We start from the raw sequence: 17,573 nt of genomic DNA, 5'->3' as shown, positions 1-17,573 counted from the left end.
GAGAATTCCGATTGCAATCCTTTTTTATTTGAAAATAGAATAAAAATAATCGTAAATTTTATCTGGAGAATAATGTTCAAGAGTTCGATGACTCGATTTAATCATGTTTTCTGAATGCTCTTTCTTTTGAATAGCAAGATCAATATATTTTGCTAATGATTGTGCATTCGCATAGTCTGCTAAATAACCATTTTTATTATGTTGAATCAGTTGTGAAGGTCCAAGTGTATCTTTAAAACTAATAACAATATTGTCTTGAGCCATTGCTTCTAATATGACCATTCCAAACCCTTCATTTCGTGAAGGAACGACAGTCATTCGACTTTGCGCTAATTTTTCATTAAGGTGTTGAGTAGCTGGATGTATAGTTATTAAGTCATTAAGGTGGTGATGATTAATAGTTTCTTGTAAATGTTGATGTTCTTGACCTTCACCATAAATCTCAATTTTATATTTTTTCTGTCTAAGCGTATCTTTAATGAGTTGGACACTTTCGATTAAAATATCATAACCTTTTTCATATTCTAGACGTCCGGCACTTAAAATAATATTTTTTTTAGGTAGATTTAATTTTTTAGTTCGAATAATATTAGGGACGACATATACAGGCGTTTTAATGAATGATTCATAATGGTCTTTATCCGTATGAGTTAAAGTGGTTAGTGCGTCTAGATGTTGATAACCATCTAATATTTCTTGTCGATATGCTTTGGGATAGGCATTTAAATTCATATGCTCCATACCTATTGTCATTGCATGTCCATGATAATATTTAGAAATAAATATATTAAAACTTGCTCTTGTACCTATGAGTACATCGGTATCTATATCATTAATTGCGCGTATCAATTTATGTTCAATATACTTCGAGAATTGATTTAAACCAGGCTCATGTTTTGAAAGATAGATAGGCTTTAATAAAGGAGTGTATTTATTAAGCCGATTCATGAAGATAGAAATCACATTTTGTGGTTTTAGTCTATAATCAACTAAGTGTTTTATTTTAATAGAAGAATTAAGTTTGAAGTAAGGCTTATCTTTAGCTCTAAAAATAGAGATAATTTTAACGTTATGACCTTTGTCCGCTAAGGTATTTGCTAGTTCAGTCATTGCTTTAACTGTGCCACCTAAAGCATATATATTATGCATTAAAAAAGTAAATGATTTCATGATTGTACCTCGTTATTAATAATATTATAAAAATTATAGCATGTAATAAACCAACTGTATAAATATTGTGGGCTTTATAATAAAATTAAAATATTTTTGAAAACAGAGATGACATAATGTAATAATTCGTGTAAATACTTTTTTCAAAGAGAAATTATGTATATAATTACTATAGTAATTAAAATTTTGTTTACGTTTTTAACGTCAAATTAATATTTATTTTTTATTAATTAAAGAAAGCGTTTTAAATTGAAAATGGTCGTATTTATTTCGACTGAAGATGTAATTATAAAAGGGGGACTGGGTTGTTATGAGTATAGAACATAGCAAAACAGATGTCATCTTAATCGGTGGCGGAATCATGAGCGCAACATTAGGAACATTACTAAAAGACTTATCTCCAGAAAAAGAAATTAAAATTTTCGAAAAATTGGAACAATCAGGTGAGGAGAGTTCTAATGTATGGAATAATGCTGGAACAGGACATTCAGCTCTATGTGAATTGAATTATACAAAAGAAAATAAAGATGGCAGTATTGATGTAACAAAAGCAATTAAAATTAATGAACAGTTCCAAGTATCTAAACAATTTTGGGCTTATCTAGTCAGAACTGGTCAACTAGAACATCCAGGTAATTTTATTCAATCTGTGCCACACATGAGCTTTGTTAAAGGTATTTTAAACGTAGACTTTTTGAAAAAACGTGTAAAAGCTTTAAAAGAAAATATTTTATTTCAAAAAATGGAAATCACAGAAGATCGGGATCAAATTGATGAATGGGTGCCGTTAATGGTAGAAGGTAGAACATCACCCGTTCCTATTGCATTATCTCGTGATGAAACTGGTACAGATGTAAACTTTGGAGCACTCACTAAAAAATTAATTTCTAATTTAAAAGAACGTAATGTAGACGTTACGTATCATCAAGAAGTTCAAAATATTGAACGATTGAACAATGGTTATTGGAAAGTGACTGTCAAAGATTTGAACTCTAATACAATTCATACGTTTGAATCTGAGTTTGTGTTCATCGGTGCTGGAGGAGCAAGTCTTCCACTTCTACAAAAAACTGGAATTAAGCAGTCTAAACATGTAGGTGGTTTCCCAGTAAGTGGTCTTTTCTTACGTTGTAAAAACAAAGACGTTATTGAACGTCACTATGCAAAAGTATATGGTAAAGCAGATGTTGGAGCACCGCCGATGTCTGTACCACATTTAGATACACGATTTGTAAATGGAGAACGCTCTCTATTATTTGGACCGTTTGCAGGTTTCTCACCTAAATTTTTGAAAACAGGATCAAATTTAGATTTAATTCGCTCTGTTAAACCGAATAATATTGTGACGATGTTAACAGCAGGAGTTAAAGAGTTCAATTTAACTAAATACTTAGTTTCTCAATTAATGCTTAGTCATAAAGATCGAATGAATGATTTAAGAATCTTTTTACCGAATGCTAGAGACGAAGATTGGGAAGTTGTTATTGCTGGACAACGTGTTCAAGTGATTAAAGATACAGAAGATAGTAAAGGGAATTTACAATTTGGTACAGAGGTCATTACTTCTGATGATGGATCACTTGCAGCATTATTAGGTGCTTCCCCAGGAGCTTCAACAGCTGTCGACATCATGCTAGATGTATTAAAACGCTGTTACAAAAATGAATTTGATGCTTGGATTCCAAAAATTAAAGAGATGATTCCATCGTATGGACTTAAACTTAATGAGCATGAAGAAGTTTATAACGCAGTAAATAAAGAAGTAAGAAAATATTTAAATGTGAAATAATCAAAAAAACAGGTAGTGTCCTTTTTAACACTACCTGTTTTTGTCTAATAAGTTAAAATAGGGTATGTGGAAATAGAATTTTAAATGTCGTGCCATTTTCAGAATCACTAGATACACATATTTTACCGTGATGTAAATCAATGATGGACTTAGTAATTGCTAGTCCTAAACCATTACTATTATCACTAGCATTGAGTTTATAAAAACGATCAAATAGATGTGGTATCGCTTGTTTAGAAATAGTTTGTCCTTCATTTGTTACCGCAAAAATAATATGATTATTTTCTTGATTCAAAGTAATATCGATAATGCCATTTATATCTGAATATTTAATAGCATTTTGAATTAGATTCGAAAATGCTTGATGTAAAAGGCGACGATTTCCCTGGAAATATATGTTATGCATATCAGATAATAACATCAATGATTTATCATCAATCGTGTATTGTTCATGTCGAATGATATCAGTAATGAGTGAAGATAATTCTAATTTATCGTCAACAGATAAGTGATTCGCATTATCTAATTCAGATAGTAATAGTAGTTCTTTTATTAAGTTACTAAGACGTGTGATTTCTAAATGAATATCATTGATTAAGCTATGACGTTCATCTTCTGAATGCGCAGATTGTAATTCAGTTAATAGTCTTTCAATATGTGTAAGAGGTGTTTTAATTTCATGTGAAACATTTTGAACAAAATGCTGACGCATGTCATCTAATTGTTTTAATGACTGACGCATGGTATCAAAGCGAAACTGTAAAGTTCCAATTTCATCATGACGTGTACGAGAAATGGGTGTTTCAAAATTCCCATTCATTAATTGTTCTGTCGCCATTTTTAACTTTTTAATAGGTTTAATGATCGAGTATGTTGAAGCAATAACAAGTGAAATAGATATCAGCAATAAGAAAATAAGTAATACAAATAAAAATATTCTAAACTCGCCGAATGTTTTACCTATATCTGGCCGCATAAATACTGCTATAGGTTCATGGTCTTCATAAAATCTTATGCCCACCGTGTTATCTGTTTCGTTATCAAAGAAACCTGTCACAAATAATTCAAAAGGTTTGTTTTTTATACCGTGATAATCATGACCACGCATAACTTGGTTAATAGATGATGAGGACAGTGTATCTTTTCTAAAAGGTTCACCATAAAATGTTTTTTGTCCTTGTTTATCGACGGTAACGATTTGATAATTCATTTGTCCTAAATGTTGAAAATAAGACTTTACGTATTTTGAAGGAAGTTGATGTTCGTAAGTACGAGCTTCTTTTAACGTACGCATAATTTTAGTGTCATTATTTTCTTTGAGATTGAAATGATAATATATATTTGCTATGAAAAAACTAACTAATGCACTAAAAATAATCACAGTAATAGTATAAATCGCAATGCGACTATATAATGTTTTAAACATCTTTATTCACCTTGTATCCCTGGCCCCTTACTGTTTGAATTTCAATAGTTGCTTCTAATTTTTTTAAGCGTGCTCTTAAACGCTTAATATGAACGTCTATTGTTCTTTCATCGCCTGTATAATCGAGACCCCAAATTTTTTCAATAATAGACTCTCTTGTGAAAATTTGTCTTGGATGAGTACACAATAAAAATAGAAGTTGGAATTCTTTAGTAGGAAGATTCATTTTTTTAGATTCTACACTTACCTCCATAAATTCATCATTTAAACTAACATTTCCTATTTCAATCTTATTTTGTATATTAATTTGATAACGACGCAAAACGGCACGAATTCTAAATAATAATTCTTTAATTTCAAATGGTTTAGTTACATAGTCATCTGTGCCACTGACAAATGCGCGTTCTTTATCACTTAATGCATCTCGTGCTGTAAGCATAATAACTGGTAATTGATAGCGATCTTTTAATAATTGACATAATTCAAATCCATCCATACCTGTCATCATAATATCTACAACTGCGATATCCACAAGATGATGATTAAGATATTTTAAAGCTTGTTCTCCACTCGAATGTGTCACTGTTTTTATATGATCCGCTTCTAAATGTTTAGAAACATAATGCAAGAGTTTTGGATCATCATCTACAATTAAACATTTTATCATTTACTTTTCGCTCCTTTTCTTGTTATTATACGAATCTTTAAAATCTAAGACAATTTTCTTTGTTGTTCATATTCAGTTCATATTTACTCTCTATACTGTTTAATAAAGATAAATAGGGAGGAAAAAAGAAATGAATTTAGCTTGGAAAGAAATAAAATTTTATAAATTTCGATATATATTAATTATGCTAATCATCTTTTTACTAGGGAGTATGGTATTGTTTATTAATGGTTTAGCTCAAGGTTTAGCGAGAGAAAATGTGTCATTTTTAAACAATCAAAATGCACAAACATATATTATTGAAAAAATGAAAGAACCTAAAATTGAAAAATCACAACTTGATTCAAATCAACAAAATAAGATAGAAGATATTATAAATCAACAAGCAACACATCTTGGACCTCAAACATTAAAATTAAAACAACAAGATCAAGATATTCTTACTTTCTCTACCTCTAAAGAAGGTCGTCCCTCTTTAAAAGAAGGTCGATATCCTAATCACTCACATGAAGTTGCAATAAATGATAAATTAACAGGACAAGATGTAAAAAAAGGGGATACGATTAAGTTTAAAGGTCATAAAGAAGATTATAAAGTAAGTGGTATTATTGAAGATACAATGTATTCTCATAGCTCAATGGTTATGATGAATCATTCAGATTTTAAAGCACTTAATAAAAATTATTCTACATTCTATCCAGTTAAAGAATTAAGTAAAAAAGATAAAAATAGAATAAATGATATTTCTAATGTAACAACTGTTAATGAAAAAACATTGACTGATAACATTGCAAGTTACCAAGCAGAACAAATGCCATTGAATTTAATGATAATTAGTTTGTTCGTGATTACAGCAATTGTATTAAGTGCATTCTTTTATGTTATGACCATCCAAAAAATCTCACAAATAGGTATATTAAAAGCAGTAGGAATTAAAACGAGACATTTATTAAGCTCATTAATTATAGAGATTATTTTAACTACTATGGTGGGTGTTATTTTAGCCACAATACTTATTTTAATATTAAGTTTAATTATGCCAGTGACTATGCCATTTTATTTAGGTTACGGTACAATTTTATTAATGATTGTTATTTTTCTTATTGTAGGATGTATCGGTGCCTTACTATCATTTATCAAAGTATTAAAAGTGGATCCAATTGATGCTATTGGAGGTATGGAATAATGACATTAAAACTCGAACATATTAGTAAAACATTTGGAGAAGGTTTAGCGAAGACAAACGTATTAAAGGATATTAATTTAGAAGTTCAACCAGGAGAGTTTATTATTTTAAATGGTGCATCAGGTTCAGGTAAATCGACACTATTAAATATATTAGGTGGGTTGTTGACACCTACTGATGGTAAGATATTATATGAAGGTCATGATTTGTATTCAAATTATAAAAATAGTACAGAATTAAGACTTAATGATATTGGTTTTATTTTTCAAGCATCACACCTTGTTCCTTATCTAACTGTTGAAGAGCAACTCACTGTTATTGCTAAGGAAGCGGGAGTAAATAAAAAAGAAGCTGCTTCAAATGCTAAATATTTATTAACAGAAATTGGTCTCAAAGATCGTTTGAATGCATTTCCACATATGTTATCAGGAGGAGAAAAGCAGCGTGTAGCAATTATGCGTGCCTTTACAAATAATCCTAAAATCATTCTTGCTGATGAACCAACAGCAAGCTTAGATGCAAGTCGTGCTACGAAAGTAGTAGAGATGATTAGGGAACGTATAAAATCTGAACAGATGGTAGGTATTATGATTACACATGACGAGCGATTATTTGACTATGCTGATCGCGTCGTAAAATTAGAAGACGGCAAAATACTTAATTAAAAAGTGAGTAGTATGAATATGATGGAAAAGTCTGGGTCATATAAGAAAATGATCCAGACTTTTTGTATATTAAAGTAATATCCAAATTGATACTATAAATAGTCCAACTAAATACAAAGTCAAAAGTAATTTATATTGATACATAAGTGCAAGGAAATCGCGTAAAAGCGCTTTATCTAGAAAATGATAAGGCGTTGAACTTCCTAATCCTATTATGTTTATATTTAACTTTTGTGCAAGACGTAAGGCTCTTAAAATATGAAACTGACTCGTCACACATAAAATATTAGGGACATTTTCAAACGATGTATTAATGAAAGATTTAGAATATAAAAAGTTCTCATATGTACTGCTTGATTGTGATTCCATCAATATTGAAGAAGATGACACGCCACATTTCATGAGATAATTCTTCATTGCTAAAGCCTCTGAAATTGGTTCGTCAGGACCTTGACCACCACTTACCAATATGTTGCAATTATGCGACTGTACTTTATAGATTTTTAAAGCTCTATCCAGTCTAGAGGCTAGCATAGGAGTGACTGTTTCAGTGAATATACCTGCGCCAAGTATAAGAATCACATCATATTGTTTATGGGTTTTAGCACGTCCAAATGCAGAAGAAAAAATTAAATATATAATGAAAGTGTAACAAGCACTAAATAAAATTAAAGCAATCCATAAAAACATGCCATTTAAAATAGATAATGGTATTGTACTAAGATATATAAATATACCAATAAATAAGACACCATTTATTAATCTACGAAACATTTTGTTTAAGAAACGGGTTCCTTTTTTTATTTTAAATAGATGAGAATGTTTGACAAGCAAACCGATGGTAGAAATGATAATTAATATAAACAATCCAGTTGGTAGAGTCATGGTCATGATATTAATGAGATTAATGGTGAAACATAATATCACGCTTGTAATAAAAAAAGAAAGGGAGATAAAATGTCTTATATTAAACAAAACACTTAGGATAATAATTAAAACAATAAATAATAAAATGATTGCTAGCATATTTAATAACCTCATATCTATTTATATATTTAAATGTAATGAAAGGGTCACAATTTAGCAACTATTATATTTTTCTATTTGTTTTCAACGTGGAAAATTATTGATATTATTTAACAGAGTATAAAAATTAACTACATAATATATGAAATTATTTAAGTAAGGAGATTTGTAATGAATAGAATCTCAAAAAATCATATTGAATTTATGAAACATTTCATAGACGATACAAATACATTAACGTCTAAACTTTTAAAAGATCAACAAGTAAAATATGGTGTTTCTACTGAGCAATCGAATGTACTACGATTACTTAGTCATCATCAAGCTTTATCTATAACAGAAATTACTGAAAAACAAGGGGTTAATAAAGCGGCAGTAAGTCGTCGTATAAAAAAATTAATAGAAAGTGACTTTGTTGCATTACAGAAGCCTAACGATAAAATAGATCAACGTTTAAAGTATATTGTCTTAACAGAGAAAGGGCGCCAATATACGGAAGAAAATAACGAAATTATAAGTCAAATTGTGAATGATATGGTTAAAGACTTATCTAGTAGTGATATAGAAAAAGCTCTGAGTGTGCTTTATATTATAGATGAACGTGTGAAGCAGTTTAATGCTAAGGTAAAATAAACGTTAATCGGAAGTTATCTCCACAAGAAAAAAGGGTTATAATATTTGTGTGAAAAATATAAATGACATTGCATCTTATGAGAGGAAGTTGATGAGAAAATGAAACAATGTCCTTATTGTGGACAAGAATTAAATAAAAGTGATAAGCAATGTTCTAATTGTGGAAATATGATACCAAAAGAAAAAAATAAAGCAACATCGTCCTCTCAATCAGAACAATCTAATTTAAAATTTAAAAAGTTTATTCCGTGGGTCATTATAGCTTTCATTGTTGTTTTAATTGGTATTGTTTTCATACTATTAAGAAATTTCAATTCCCCCGAAGCTCAAACTAAAATTCTTGTAAACGCGATTGATAACAATGACGCTCAAAAAGTAGCGACATTAATTAGTACTAAAGATGTTCCTGTAGATGATGAAGAAGCAAGTGTTTATATTCAATATATTAAAGATGAAGTTGGAATGATGAAATTTATTCACGATGTCAAACACACAACAGATAAATTAAATAAAAGTAATCATGATTCTGCCTATATACAAACAAAAACAGATAAAAATGTATTAAAAATTAGTAAAAATGGAACGCGTTTTTTAATCTTTAATAACATGAGTTATAGACCACCTACAAAAACGGTTATTGTTAAGCCGAAAATAGATACAAAATATAAATTTAAAGCTGGTGGAAAACGTAGAGTCATTCATGCAAAGGCGAATCAAGCAACTTCTATTGGCAAATACATTCCAGGTGTTTATGCTATCGATGCTGAAAAAGACACGGAATATGGTCATTTTACAGGTCAAATGAAATTTGATTTTAGATATGCTAAAGGAAATACTGTGGATGTTAATGAGAACTTTAACGAAGCTGCACTTAAAGTTAAATTAAAGGGTAAAAGTGACTTAGATAAAAACACATTAAAAGTAACTATTAATGATAAAGAAATGAAATATGATGCATCAAAAATATATGGTCCATATCCTCAAAATAAAGACATTAGTGTTTCAGCTACAGGTATGGTTAAAGACAAAACATTTACGTCTACAAGTAAAACAATAAAAGCAAAAGATTTAGGAAACATTAATAGTGCCATACTGGACTTTGATGAAGATAAAATTTCTGATTATGTTTCAAAGAAAACTGAAGAAGAAAGTATACTTAGAGTTACGTTAGAACCATTTTTTAATCAATATGCTTATGCTCTAAATAATGCTATTAATCAACAAAATTTTGATATAATAAGTCCATTTCTAAAAAATAAGTCTGATGCATATATAGATATAAAAAATCATTTAAGTGATTCAAAGCATTTTGAGTTCTCACAGTTGTTAAGTGCAACTCAAAGTGGAGATATTATTAAAGCTAAAGTACAACAAATTAATCAACGCGGAGAAATAGAATATGTCACTTATGAAATAGAAGAAAATAAAGATAATGGAATATTACAAATTATAAACATTAAATAGATACTAAGGAGAATATTTAAATGGAACAAAGACATAACCAAGATAAGCATTCCTTGTTATTTATTATTATTCTAGGTATGTTGACTGCTATAGGACCTTTAGCGATTGATATGTTCTTACCCGGTTTACCTGAATTGAAAAATGATTTCAACACTACGACAGCTCATGCTCAATTAACACTATCGTTTTTTATGATTGGTCTTGGAATTGGTAATTTATTTGTAGGACCGATTTCCGATAGTTTGGGGCGTAAAAAACCTTTAATTATCGTTATGACCATTTTTACTCTTGCAAGTCTCGGAATCATATTTGTTCATAACATATGGCTTATGATTATCTTAAGACTTTTACAAGGTATTACTGGGGGAGGCGCGGCAGTTATTTCAAGAGCCATTGCAAGTGATTTATATAAAGGTAATGAATTAACTAAATTCCTATCTTTATTAATGCTAGTTAATGGTGTTGCTCCGGTTATTGCGCCTGCGCTTGGAGGTATCATTTTAAGTGTAGCAGTTTGGAGAGTCATATTTGTTATATTAACTATCTTCGGTATATTAATGGTAATGGGGAGTCTAACAAAAATACCAGAATCGTTAAGTTTAGAGTATAGAGATAGCAGTGGTATCAAAGTGATATTTCAGAATTTTAAAAGCTTATTAGGTACACCACGATTTGTGCTACCCATGCTCATACAAGGTGTTTCATTTATTTTATTATTTAGTTATATTTCTGCTTCACCGTTTTTAGTTCAAAAAATTTATGGTGTCTCTCCACTGCATTTTAGTTGGATGTTTGCTGGAATAGGAATAACATTAATCGTCTCTAGTCAATTAACAGGAAAATTAGTAGATTATATTCATACGCAAACACTTTTAAGGTTATTGACATGTATCCAAATTATTGGTGTATGTATTGTTTCGTTAACGCTCATCCAACATGGATCATTCATTTTTTTAGTGATTGGTTTTATAACATTAGTAGCTCCAGTTACAGGTGTAGCTACTTTAGGGTTTTCTATTGCGATGGAGGAAAGTACCACTGGTAATGGTAGTGCTTCAAGTTTATTAGGACTTGTGCAATTTTTATTTGGAGGTATTGTTACACCTTTGGTAAATGTAAAAGGAGAATATAACAGTATGCCTTATCTAACAATCATTATTAGTGCAATTGTAATCCTTGTTATTTTACACCTTATTAATTTTAAAGTGTTTAAAACAAAAAGATAAATAAAAAGGAGCAAAACAGAGTTTAATTTGATTCTGTCTTGCTCCCTTCTTTATTATCTCTGTAACTTAATTGTATTGGATAATAAAGAATTTGCTACTTCTTTAGGACTTTCTTGGCAACCGCTTCTTAGCCAATAAAGAATTACTCCAATTTGACCGCTAATGGTATAAGAAATAAAAAGTCCTCTATTTTGAATTAAGGTTTCATTTTCAACTAAAATCTTATCGTAATATTTCTTTGTAATATCTAAGTAGTCCATAACTAAACTTCTATTTGGATTTGAGATAAAAATAGCGTGAAAAAAAGATTTCTTTCTATATATATATTTAAGAATAATATGAAAGAACTTAAATACTTTTTCAGGCTCTTTTTTTATATTGTGAAAATTATTAGAAAGTGTTTTTAATAATTTTTCATACTTATTTAGATGGTAACTTTGGATTGTAGACAATAAGTCATATTTATCCTGAAAATTATCATAAAATGTTGAACGATTAATTTTACTTTGTGCACATATCATTTTAATTGAAATTTGTTCGAAGGGATAATCTTCTAGCAAATCGATCATACTTATTATAATTTTATATTTCGCTTTTAATTTCATGCATGTCACCTAAATTTAAAAAATAACCGACAATTTTTTAAGTTTTGTTGGTGTTTTTTTTACTGATATGTCTTTATAATATATAAAGTGATTTTTAAAAGCAAATAGGAGGAAAGTTCAATGAAGAAAATGGTGTTAATCAATATCATTACTATCGTTGCTTTAGTTATTATCGGAGTAGTTGGATTTTATTTCTATCATAATGCAACTAGCTATGTAACAACTGATAACGCTAAAGTTGACGGTAATCAAATTAAAATTGCGAGTCCAGCATCTGGACAAATTAAATCTTTTGACGCAAAACAAGGCGATCAATTGAAAAAAGGTGACACAGTCGCAGAAGTAACTGCTCAAGGTCAAGATGGTCAAACTCAAGATCAAAAAATTAAAATGCCACAAGATGGTACAATTGCTAAAACTGATGGAATGGAAGGTTCTATCGCTCAAGCAGGTTCACCAATTGCTTATGCATATAATTTAGATGATTTATACATTACAGCTAATATCGATGAAAATGATTTAAGTAGCATTGAAAAAGGCGATAAAGTTGATGTAACAATCGACGGTCAAGATTCTAAAATCGATGGTAAAATTAAAGAAATCGGAAAAGCAACTGCAAATAGTTTCTCATTAATGCCATCATCAAACAGTGACGGTAACTATACTAAAGTTTCACAAGTGATTCCTGTGAAAATTTCTTTAGATTCACAACCATCTAAAAATGTTGTTCCTGGAATGAACGCTGAAGTTAAAATCCATAAAGACTAAGGAGGTCATAAAATGACAGTGACCTTCATTATTGGATATATCGTTGCAGCGGTCATTTTAGTTGGTTTAATTAATTTATTCGTGTTGAAATCACGTCATAAATCTAAATTAAATCAATCAAAGGGACAACAAATAAATGAAGAATCTAAGAGTCAAAATAATCCATCTAAATTTAAAATGAGTGACTTAGAACAAAATAACGATGCAAAGAATGCATCCTCTTCTCAAATCAGTGAAGAGAAAAAACGTTACTTTAATAATGATCAATCTCATTATAAGGAAGATAACGATATCAATAATGATAAAAGAAAAAATCATTTTGAAGAAGAACAAGAGCAACAAGATTCATCTTCAGAACAAATTCATCCTGAGCAAAAGCAAACGTCACATTCCTTACACTACTCAGATGATGAACAACGCAATACGCATTCTGAAGATACAGTAAATCATAATGATAGAGATGTTAATAATCAACATCTTTCCAAAGATTCTATTTATGAACCTATTAATCCTGATTCACAAGAAGGACGTGTGAACGAACGTATAAAAAATCAAAACCAAGATTTTGTTTTCGGTAAAGGGATTACAAGAGGTAAAATTTTAGCTGCTATGTTGTTTGGTATGTTTATCGCAATTTTAAACCAAACATTACTTAATGTAGCTTTACCTAGAATTAATACAGAATTCAATATTTCTGCTTCAACTGGTCAATGGTTGATGACAGGATTCATGTTAGTAAACGGTATTTTAATACCAATAAGTGCGTTCTTATTTAATAAATATTCATATCGTAAGCTATTTTTAATAGCGCTTGTATTATTTACAATTGGCTCATTAGTTTGTGGTATTTCAACTAACTTCCCAATTATGATGGGAGGACGTGTTTTACAAGCGATTGGCGCAGGTATATTAATGCCATTAGGATCTAATGTAATTGTTACCATTTTCCCACCTGAAAAACGTGGTGTGGCAATGGGAACAATGGGTATCGCAATGATTCTTGCTCCAGCGATTGGGCCAACATTATCTGGTTACATCGTCCAAAATTATCATTGGAATGTTATGTTTTATATGATGTTTATCTTAGGACTACTTGCTTTCTTATTTGGATTAGCATGGTTCAAAATTTATCAAAAAACAATCAATCCTAAAGCAGATTATCGTGGTATCGTATATAGTACAATTGGATTTGGTGCTTTATTATATGGCTTTAGTGAAGCTGGTAATAAAGGATGGGGTTCAACTGAAATCATTATAATGTTTATCATTGGTGTTGTGTTCATCATCTTATTTGTTATTCGTGAATTAACAATGAAAGCACCAATGCTTAATTTAGAAGTGCTAAAATCACCAACATACACACTTACTACTGTTATAAACATGGTAGTAATGATGAGTTTATTCGGAGGTATGATTTTATTACCATTATATCTTCAAAATTTACGTGGTTTCTCAGCATTAGATTCTGGTTTACTATTATTACCAGGATCATTATTAATGGGGGTATTAGGACCTGTTGCTGGTAAATTACTTGATACTATTGGTCTTAAACCACTTGCTTTATTCGGTATTGCAGTGATGACTTATGGAACGTATGAATTAACAAAATTGAATATGGATACTTCTTATCTTCATATTATGAGTATTTATGTAATACGTTCGCTAGGTATGGCGTTTGTTATGATGCCGTTAATGACTGCAGCTATCAATGCTTTACCACCTCGCTTAATTTCTCATGGTAATGCGTTCTTAAATACGATGAGACAATTAGCTGGTTCAATTGGTACTGCGATTCTTGTTACTGTAATGACAACTCAATCTACAAATCATCTTAATGCATTTGCAACTGAATTAGATAAAACTAATCCAGTCATTCAAGATCATGTACGTGAAATGGCCGCACAATATGGAGGTCAACAAGGTGCATTACAAGTTATCTTGACTTATGTAAATAAATTAGCCTCAATCGAAGGTATCAATGATGCATTTTGGATTGCTACAGCATTAAGTGCCTTAGCATTCATTTTAAGTTTATTCTTAAAAGGAAAAAAAGGTGCTGAAGCTGAACATAACAGATTGATGAGTAAAGAAAGTAATAAATTTTAATAAATAAAAAAGGTATTGGACATATAAAACGTTCAATACCTTTTTATTTTATTAAATATAGAATGAGATGACATGTCTATTTGATTCTAGGATGACGATTTCTAAAGAAAAAGCTTATAAATAATAATGCTAAACTACTTGAAAGTAAGATCAATGCATTGTGAATAGCATCTGCTTCAGTAATAATTTGATTTGGTGCTAAATCTAAGAAAAAATGATGCAAGTTCTGAGATACTTGGTTTCCTACCATTTGAATTGTATAACTAAAGGAAAAAGCAATCATTAACACAACAGCGATAACGATGAAATTAATCACTTTTAAAATCGTTCTATTAAATACAATGGTTAAAATTGAAATAATCATGCTAAGAATACATAAAACGAAAAATATATTAAAGGCTAGAATAAATTTATCTATGATACCTTGTAAGTTAGCGACTTCACTAATATTAATATTGAGCGGTCCAATCTGAGTAGTTGTATTTTGAAAGTTTTTAATCTCAGAGAAATCAATCGCTTGATTTGCAAGAACAAAATTTAGAATAGGCTGTTTATACATGCTATAACAAGTAATCCCTACAAGTATAAGAATGATGATATGTATAATTAAACTTATCCACGAATTTTTCTTTTTACCATAATAAGCTTGTTGGTTAACACGGACATATGGGGGGCGATTTGTTTGATATCTATTAGGATTTTGATTTTGCATTATTATTACTCCTTTGCCGTCATTCATTTGTTTTCTATAGTTGACTCATTTATACTGAATTTAATATGCAATAGGCAATTATATGAACTAGATTGCTCATTTTTAATCATATAAATAGTATTATATCGTTTTTTTAAGCTTTCTGTAATAAAGTTTGATTAATTTTATAAATTTATAAGGTAGGTAAAAATTTTATGAAAACACGCATGGTAAATAGAATTGTTAATAAATATTTACTACATAATCGCTCAATTCAGTTTAAGAGTGAAGACGAGTTTAACTCGTTTATGGAGCGTAGAAAAGATATTAATAGAGCGAAACATAAGCAACCTCCAACTTTAAATGTGAAAGCAAATCTTGATAAATTATCTTTAGGAGATATGCAAGTGTTTAGATTTAATTTTCGTCACGAAACTAAAAAGAAAATTTTGTATATTCATGGTGGGTATAACACGTTACAACCTTCTCCATTCCATTGGAGATTAATGGATAAACTTGCACTCAACACTTTATATGAGGTCGTTTTACCGATATATCCTAAAGCACCAGAGTTTCATCTTAAAGATACATTTAAAGCAATTAATAATGTATATGAATCGTTATTAAGTGAAGTTAATAATGAAAACATTGTTATTATGGGTGATGGAACTGGTGGAGCACTTGCACTTAGTTATGTACAACAATTAGTAGAAAATGACAAACCTTTACCATACAAAATATGTTTAATTTCTCCGATGCTTGATGCAACAATGACAAATCCTCAAATTACTGAATATTTGGTTGAAAAAGATCGCTTTGTTAATATTCAAGGGCTTCAAAACATAATGAATGTGTGGAGTGATAAAGAACCATTATCAAATTCTTTAATTTCGCCGATATATGGAATAAAACAAGGATTGCCACCAATTATAATGTTTGGTGGTGGTAAGGAAATTTATTATCCAGATATGCAACGTTTGGCATATGAATTGGAAACGCATCATCAATCTATACAATTTTTTGAGTATCCAAAAATGTTTCATGACTTTGCGTTATTCCCAATTCATGAATCTCATAAGGTGATTAAACAAATTAATAAGGCAATTCATGAATAATGATAAGGACTAAAGTAGAATCGAGTTAGATTTTACTTTAGTCCTATATTTTTATATTGAATATTTATTGACTTGCGATAATAATTCACTAATTATATCATGTTGGCCTTTACAATGATAATAAGTATCGAGAGATTGTGCCAATCTTAAGTTTTCTTTGGGTTCATAAGTTGTAGTATGTAACTCTATTACATTTAAAAGTTGTTTTTCAACGTCTTGCGAATATCTTTTTAGATTAGCTATTAAATCATTTTCATCCGTAGTCGTTTTAATTTCTCTATCTAATGCTTCTATCGCTTGTTTTTGTCCTTGGTAAAAACTAATATTAAATGTTCGTTGAATGAGCTCTCGACTAGGTCCATTCATAAATAGTGAACGGTTTTCATTTAATTCAATTAAATGTATTTTAAGTGTATCACTAAGGTCAAATAGTGTGTTTTCTAAGATTTCAGAAATAGTGTCTGTCATTATGCCTCTCCTTTCTTTGGAATGCCAATTTGATGTCCTAATGATTTAGGCCAGCGCTTATCATATTGAGAATCATAGTATATTTGGATATTAGATTTATAGTGTGCGGGGAAAGAAGCAGGTCGGCGTGTTGAACGATTAATACCCATCATCATTATTTCGCTTGTTGCAGCTAAAGTTTCATCATTTTTAAATAATTCTAAAAAGAAGTGAACACGTTTTTCATCATAATTATAAATACGAACACGAACTGAAAATGATTCTTCGAAGTGTAATTCCTTTAAATAGGTTGTATGTTCTTCGACTGTAAATGTTGTATAATTAAGCGCTTCTCTTTCTTTCAATGATAAACCATTATAATGATTAAATTCACTAATAACTTCACTGAAAACTGAATTATATTCTGCATCGTGCATATGTTGGTTAAAATCAACTTGAGAAGATACTACACTTTTATGAATAATAAATGGATAGTTCATAATATTTTATCCCTTCTTTAAAATTTTATAAAAATACTTTACTAACATAAAATAACACATACACAATATTTAATTCATGGTAGAATGAT

The 17,573-nt window shown here is 29.9% G+C and carries 17 protein-coding genes; 9 read left to right on the top strand and 8 right to left on the bottom strand.

What is annotated here, in order from left to right; all coding sequences use genetic code 11:
* Positions 1–24: 24 nt before the first annotated feature.
* Complete coding sequence (locus tag HMPREF2561_RS02030) at positions 25–1,170, bottom strand: glycosyltransferase family 4 protein (protein ID WP_048762130.1); 1,146 nt, start codon at positions 1,168–1,170, stop codon at positions 25–27.
* 310 nt (positions 1,171–1,480) lie between these two features.
* Between HMPREF2561_RS02030 and mqo the strand changes: the two genes are divergently transcribed.
* Positions 1,481–2,959 carry a malate dehydrogenase (quinone) gene (gene mqo, locus HMPREF2561_RS02025; RefSeq protein WP_070468274.1) on the top strand — a complete coding sequence of 493 codons (1,479 nt, stop codon included), beginning with the start codon at positions 1,481–1,483 and terminating at the stop codon, positions 2,957–2,959.
* 52 nt (positions 2,960–3,011) lie between these two features.
* On the opposite strand, the gene HMPREF2561_RS02020 is transcribed toward mqo, so the two are convergent.
* Positions 3,012–4,385 (bottom strand): sensor histidine kinase, encoded by a 1,374-nt coding sequence (locus HMPREF2561_RS02020; protein ID WP_070468272.1) that lies wholly within the window; start codon positions 4,383–4,385, stop codon positions 3,012–3,014.
* Entirely contained in the window at positions 4,378–5,052 is a 675-nt protein-coding gene (locus HMPREF2561_RS02015; RefSeq protein ID WP_019834775.1) for a response regulator transcription factor, read from the bottom strand. The genes HMPREF2561_RS02020 and HMPREF2561_RS02015 overlap by 8 nt, the downstream gene beginning before the upstream one ends.
* A 130-nt stretch (positions 5,053–5,182) precedes the next feature.
* On the opposite strand from HMPREF2561_RS02015, the gene HMPREF2561_RS02010 reads away from it, so the two are divergent.
* Positions 5,183–6,238: an ABC transporter permease gene (locus HMPREF2561_RS02010; RefSeq protein ID WP_019834776.1), complete on the top strand. Its 1,056-nt coding sequence runs from the start codon at positions 5,183–5,185 to the stop codon at positions 6,236–6,238.
* Positions 6,238–6,903, top strand: coding sequence for an ABC transporter ATP-binding protein (locus HMPREF2561_RS02005; RefSeq protein ID WP_017174927.1), 666 nt, complete (start codon positions 6,238–6,240; stop codon positions 6,901–6,903). Before HMPREF2561_RS02010 ends, HMPREF2561_RS02005 begins: the two co-directional genes overlap by 1 nt.
* 69 nt (positions 6,904–6,972) lie before the next feature.
* On the opposite strand, the gene HMPREF2561_RS02000 is transcribed toward HMPREF2561_RS02005, so the two are convergent.
* Positions 6,973–7,929 carry a YdcF family protein gene (locus tag HMPREF2561_RS02000; RefSeq protein ID WP_019834777.1) on the bottom strand — a complete coding sequence of 319 codons (957 nt, stop codon included), beginning with the start codon at positions 7,927–7,929 and terminating at the stop codon, positions 6,973–6,975.
* A gap of 171 nt (positions 7,930–8,100) precedes the next feature.
* Here HMPREF2561_RS02000 and HMPREF2561_RS01995 point away from each other — a divergent pair, with 171 nt between their 5' ends.
* From HMPREF2561_RS01995 to HMPREF2561_RS01985, 3 genes are all read left to right on the top strand, one after another.
* Positions 8,101–8,562 carry a MarR family transcriptional regulator TcaR gene (locus tag HMPREF2561_RS01995; protein WP_017174925.1) on the top strand — a complete coding sequence of 154 codons (462 nt, stop codon included), beginning with the start codon at positions 8,101–8,103 and terminating at the stop codon, positions 8,560–8,562.
* A 99-nt stretch (positions 8,563–8,661) separates the two neighbouring features.
* Entirely contained in the window at positions 8,662–10,026 is a 1,365-nt protein-coding gene (locus HMPREF2561_RS01990) for a membrane-associated protein TcaA (RefSeq protein WP_019834778.1), read from the top strand.
* Positions 10,027–10,046: 20 nt separating this feature from the next.
* Positions 10,047–11,252 carry a putative multidrug effflux MFS transporter TcaB gene (locus HMPREF2561_RS01985; protein ID WP_017174923.1) on the top strand — a complete coding sequence of 402 codons (1,206 nt, stop codon included), beginning with the start codon at positions 10,047–10,049 and terminating at the stop codon, positions 11,250–11,252.
* A 53-nt stretch (positions 11,253–11,305) separates the two neighbouring features.
* Here HMPREF2561_RS01985 and HMPREF2561_RS01980 read toward each other — a convergent pair whose 3' ends face one another.
* Entirely contained in the window at positions 11,306–11,857 is a 552-nt protein-coding gene (locus HMPREF2561_RS01980) for a TetR/AcrR family transcriptional regulator C-terminal domain-containing protein (protein WP_017174922.1), read from the bottom strand.
* Between the two features lie 120 nt (positions 11,858–11,977).
* Here HMPREF2561_RS01980 and HMPREF2561_RS01975 point away from each other — a divergent pair, with 120 nt between their 5' ends.
* On the top strand, positions 11,978–12,625 hold the full coding sequence (locus HMPREF2561_RS01975) for an HlyD family secretion protein (RefSeq protein WP_048682185.1): 648 nt from the start codon (positions 11,978–11,980) through the stop codon (positions 12,623–12,625).
* 12 nt (positions 12,626–12,637) lie between these two features.
* Entirely contained in the window at positions 12,638–14,731 is a 2,094-nt protein-coding gene (locus tag HMPREF2561_RS01970; protein ID WP_049420005.1) for a DHA2 family efflux MFS transporter permease subunit, read from the top strand.
* 76 nt (positions 14,732–14,807) lie between these two features.
* On the opposite strand, the gene HMPREF2561_RS01965 is transcribed toward HMPREF2561_RS01970, so the two are convergent.
* The gene (locus HMPREF2561_RS01965; RefSeq protein ID WP_017174919.1) at positions 14,808–15,443 is read right to left on the bottom strand and encodes a hypothetical protein; all 636 of its coding nucleotides are present in this window, start codon (positions 15,441–15,443) and stop codon (positions 14,808–14,810) included.
* A gap of 194 nt (positions 15,444–15,637) precedes the next feature.
* Here HMPREF2561_RS01965 and HMPREF2561_RS01960 point away from each other — a divergent pair, with 194 nt between their 5' ends.
* Positions 15,638–16,537, top strand: a complete 900-nt coding sequence (locus HMPREF2561_RS01960; RefSeq protein ID WP_048682300.1) for an alpha/beta hydrolase fold domain-containing protein — start codon at positions 15,638–15,640, stop codon at positions 16,535–16,537.
* A gap of 51 nt (positions 16,538–16,588) precedes the next feature.
* On the opposite strand, the gene HMPREF2561_RS01955 is transcribed toward HMPREF2561_RS01960, so the two are convergent.
* Together HMPREF2561_RS01955 and HMPREF2561_RS01950 are read right to left on the bottom strand one after the other, a co-directional pair.
* On the bottom strand, positions 16,589–17,005 hold the full coding sequence (locus HMPREF2561_RS01955; RefSeq protein ID WP_017174917.1) for a hypothetical protein: 417 nt from the start codon (positions 17,003–17,005) through the stop codon (positions 16,589–16,591).
* On the bottom strand, positions 17,005–17,484 hold the full coding sequence (locus HMPREF2561_RS01950; protein ID WP_017174916.1) for a thioesterase family protein: 480 nt from the start codon (positions 17,482–17,484) through the stop codon (positions 17,005–17,007). The genes HMPREF2561_RS01955 and HMPREF2561_RS01950 overlap by 1 nt, the downstream gene beginning before the upstream one ends.
* Positions 17,485–17,573: the final 89 nt, after the last annotated feature.

Source organism: Staphylococcus sp. HMSC069E10 (assembly GCF_001809205.1).
Taxonomy (GTDB): Bacteria; Bacillota; Bacilli; order Staphylococcales; family Staphylococcaceae; genus Staphylococcus; species Staphylococcus hominis.
Note: the sequence above shows the minus strand (reverse complement) of the source record. Positions and strands in the feature narration are given on the sequence as shown.

Coding starts and splice junctions, on each gene's coding strand:
- HMPREF2561_RS02030 (WP_048762130.1), bottom strand. CDS start 1,170: ATGAAATCATTTACTTTTTTAATGCATAATATATATGCTTTAGGTGGC.
- mqo (WP_070468274.1), top strand. CDS start 1,481: ATGAGTATAGAACATAGCAAAACAGATGTCATCTTAATCGGTGGCGGA.
- HMPREF2561_RS02020 (WP_070468272.1), bottom strand. CDS start 4,385: ATGTTTAAAACATTATATAGTCGCATTGCGATTTATACTATTACTGTG.
- HMPREF2561_RS02015 (WP_019834775.1), bottom strand. CDS start 5,052: ATGATAAAATGTTTAATTGTAGATGATGATCCAAAACTCTTGCATTAT.
- HMPREF2561_RS02010 (WP_019834776.1), top strand. CDS start 5,183: ATGAATTTAGCTTGGAAAGAAATAAAATTTTATAAATTTCGATATATA.
- HMPREF2561_RS02005 (WP_017174927.1), top strand. CDS start 6,238: ATGACATTAAAACTCGAACATATTAGTAAAACATTTGGAGAAGGTTTA.
- HMPREF2561_RS02000 (WP_019834777.1), bottom strand. CDS start 7,929: ATGCTAGCAATCATTTTATTATTTATTGTTTTAATTATTATCCTAAGT.
- HMPREF2561_RS01995 (WP_017174925.1), top strand. CDS start 8,101: ATGAATAGAATCTCAAAAAATCATATTGAATTTATGAAACATTTCATA.
- HMPREF2561_RS01990 (WP_019834778.1), top strand. CDS start 8,662: ATGAAACAATGTCCTTATTGTGGACAAGAATTAAATAAAAGTGATAAG.
- HMPREF2561_RS01985 (WP_017174923.1), top strand. CDS start 10,047: ATGGAACAAAGACATAACCAAGATAAGCATTCCTTGTTATTTATTATT.
- HMPREF2561_RS01980 (WP_017174922.1), bottom strand. CDS start 11,857: ATGAAATTAAAAGCGAAATATAAAATTATAATAAGTATGATCGATTTG.
- HMPREF2561_RS01975 (WP_048682185.1), top strand. CDS start 11,978: ATGAAGAAAATGGTGTTAATCAATATCATTACTATCGTTGCTTTAGTT.
- HMPREF2561_RS01970 (WP_049420005.1), top strand. CDS start 12,638: ATGACAGTGACCTTCATTATTGGATATATCGTTGCAGCGGTCATTTTA.
- HMPREF2561_RS01965 (WP_017174919.1), bottom strand. CDS start 15,443: ATGCAAAATCAAAATCCTAATAGATATCAAACAAATCGCCCCCCATAT.
- HMPREF2561_RS01960 (WP_048682300.1), top strand. CDS start 15,638: ATGAAAACACGCATGGTAAATAGAATTGTTAATAAATATTTACTACAT.
- HMPREF2561_RS01955 (WP_017174917.1), bottom strand. CDS start 17,005: ATGACAGACACTATTTCTGAAATCTTAGAAAACACACTATTTGACCTT.
- HMPREF2561_RS01950 (WP_017174916.1), bottom strand. CDS start 17,484: ATGAACTATCCATTTATTATTCATAAAAGTGTAGTATCTTCTCAAGTT.